Source organism: Streptomyces sp. NPDC002588, from assembly GCF_040295925.1.
Taxonomy (GTDB): Bacteria; Actinomycetota; Actinomycetes; order Streptomycetales; family Streptomycetaceae; genus Streptomyces.
On the sequence record NZ_JBEOWF010000039.1, the window covers coordinates 1 to 2,480 of the forward strand.

The following is a 2,480-nucleotide window of genomic DNA, read 5'->3' on the forward strand; positions in this document are numbered from 1 at the left end:
CGGCGGTGGGGGCCCCTCCCGCTCGAGCGAAGTCGAGAGTGGGGGAGCGTGCCGGGCGTCGCGACGGGGCGAACGTTGCCTGCCGCGGCACTAGCTGTGCCGTACAACGGACAAGCTGCGACACCTTGATGGTGTGCCGACGCCGCGACGCGCAGATGGCGGCGAGACCTCCCGCAACGACCGCGCACCGGCCAGCGGTCGAACCTTGGCCGAGCAGCAGCGACCCAGAGGATGCGGTCCGCAAAGGGGTTGCGAGGGTCAGGCTCGAACTGACGCAGGGCCAGTGGCGCCAAGGGGCGTTCAGCCGTGGGCCGCTCCTTCCATACCCTCCCGGCCCTGATCCGACTCGGCGCGGTGATGTCCGGCGAGCTGGGCGGAGTCGACCGCGACCGCGATCGGACGTGGCTCTGCAAGCAGGCGCTGCCCGACCACCACCCCAGTCGGTTCGCGTTCGACTCGGAGCAGCGGGACCGGCAGCAGCCCACCCCGCTCATCGCGCGGCCGGACTCCGGCGGCTCCCCGGCAAGGCGAGATCCTCGGACACACGCATACGGCAGGGGATCCTCACACCGCGGCATGAAGGAGGCGCCCCAACAGCGCGCGAGGTCCCACAGAGTCGCCAGCACACAAAAAATGCCTCCCGCCCGCGCCGTATGCGCAGGTGGGAGGCATGATCACGGGTCCTACTTCTTCTTGCCCCGGGTCTTGCCGGGGATCTTGGTGAGCTGGGTTTTTGCTGGTCAGGGGCGCTGGGCTCGTGCGCCTGATCGTCGTCGTTGGTCGTCATTGGCCGCTGTTGGGCAACGTCGGACGGCCCAGAGACGGCCCAGGGTGGATCACACAAACGGCCTCAACTGACGGAAGCGGTCCGCCACTGCGCGGTGATGCACCCCTCTTCCATGTCCCACCACTCCTTGGCGACGCCGTGGTTGAGCAGCTGTTGCACCTTGGCGAGATCGGCGGTGGGCGGGACGTCCAGGGCAATCATGCCGAACCGCTCTATGCCCTCGCCGTCGACGCCGAGTTCCTTGAACGCGTTGATCACGCTCTGCCGTGCGGCTCCCGAGCCGCTGTCACGGAACACGATGAGGCGGATGGTGCAGTTCTCAGAACGCCGAACCACCTCGCCGGCCCATCGCACGCCCTCCTCGTCGGGCTCGGTGGCCACGACGTCCCCGCAGGCGATGCCTCGGACGAAGCAGGGGATGTTGTCGAGCCGCACGGTGCCGTCGCCCTGGTCGACCGCCCACAGACTCTCCACCGACGCCGGGGGCCAGTCGTCCTCGATCTCAAGCCGGAAGTGCACCTTCACGTACGGGCCTTCGGGGTTCGTCATGGTGCCCAGGATGCACAGCCCTGCCGTGCCGGCCGCGGGTGGGTGACGATGACGTCTGCTCAAGCTGAATACGGGTTCGTCTGGACCTCACTGGACCTCAGCCGACGACAGTCAGCCACGACGGCGAAGATGCCAGCCGATCACGCGCGTGTGTGCCTCGCTGCACCCTCACCGGGCTCAGCCACGCTGCTGGTGCCGCCGACCCTCGCCGCTCGCCGCCCGATCGGGCACGCCTGCGACACGGCTCCGCCTTGGGGCCTCTGCTGTGATCTACGACTCAGGAGCGGCGGCGGTCTTCACGCGGGTCCATGTTGCCAAGGCGTGCCCGTAACGGGCAGCGGCGAGTGCGAGCCCCGTGGCCAGGAAACCTCGCGTGATCGCGTCGTCTTCGATGATCAGGAAGATGAGAAGCGGTATCACCTGCACCAGGTGCCAGTGTGGGTGATGATCCCAACGACTGCTCTTGTCTGCCATCTCGCCCCCTCAAGCGGCACCTTAGCGCCAGTTGGCGAGCGATCGAGATCCTCGGCGTGGCCGTCGACGCGATCGACTTCGCATCGGACACGCTCCACGTGGTCCAGCAACTCAAGCTGAGCCGGAGCAAGGCGGTGTTCGCCCCGCCGAAGGGCGGCAAACTGCGCGATGTTCCACCTCCTGGGCCGGTCGCCGATGCCCTCCGGGCCCACATGAAGCGGTTCCCGCCGGTCGACATCACCTTGCCGTGGAAGGTGGCCAGCGGGCCTCCGGTGACCAAGCGGCTCATCTTCACCGGGCCGCGTGGCGGCCACGTCTGGCGGACGTCCCGCAACGAGGAGGTGTGGAAGCGAGCGCTGGCCTCGGCCGGGGTGATCCCGGAGCGCAAGCCGGGCGAGTCGTACGCCGAGTCTCGCGAGAACGGCATGCACGCGCTCCGCCACTTCTACGCCTCAGTGCTCCTGGACGCCGGGGAGAACATCAAGGCCCTCGCGGAGTACCTCGGCCACTCGGACCCGGGCCTGACGCTGCGCGTGTACGCACACCTCATGCCGTCGAGTCAGGAGCGCACGCGTAACGCTGCGGCCTCTGCCTTCTCCCTCGCTGCGAGCCGCTCAACCGTTGAAACTATGGGCGACTGAAAGTGTAAATGTCATCCGTGAAGACTGCC

The 2,480-nt window shown here is 67.9% G+C and carries 2 protein-coding genes and 1 pseudogene; 1 reads left to right on the forward strand and 2 read right to left on the reverse strand.

Annotation, left to right across the window (positions count from 1 at the left end; all coding sequences use genetic code 11):
- Positions 1-850 precede the first annotated feature (850 nt).
- Both ABT057_RS35240 and ABT057_RS35245 read right to left on the reverse strand, forming a co-directional pair.
- The gene (locus ABT057_RS35240; protein WP_352347945.1) at positions 851-1,336 is read right to left on the reverse strand and encodes a DUF4265 domain-containing protein; all 486 of its coding nucleotides are present in this window, start codon (positions 1,334-1,336) and stop codon (positions 851-853) included.
- 270 nt (positions 1,337-1,606) lie between these two features.
- Positions 1,607-1,810 carry a hypothetical protein gene (locus ABT057_RS35245; protein ID WP_352348056.1) on the reverse strand — a complete coding sequence of 68 codons (204 nt, stop codon included), beginning with the start codon at positions 1,808-1,810 and terminating at the stop codon, positions 1,607-1,609.
- Between the two features lie 44 nt (positions 1,811-1,854).
- Between ABT057_RS35245 and ABT057_RS35250 the strand changes: the two are divergent.
- A pseudogene (locus ABT057_RS35250) lies at positions 1,855-2,451 on the forward strand (tyrosine-type recombinase/integrase); the annotation flags it as partial.
- Positions 2,452-2,480: the final 29 nt, after the last annotated feature.

What these genes read in the sequence shown, in the direction of transcription:
- ABT057_RS35240 (WP_352347945.1), bottom strand. Translation starts at nt 1,336, where the DNA reads ATGACGAACCCCGAAGGCCCGTACGTGAAGGTGCACTTCCGGCTTGAG.
- ABT057_RS35245 (WP_352348056.1), bottom strand. Translation starts at nt 1,810, where the DNA reads ATGGCAGACAAGAGCAGTCGTTGGGATCATCACCCACACTGGCACCTG.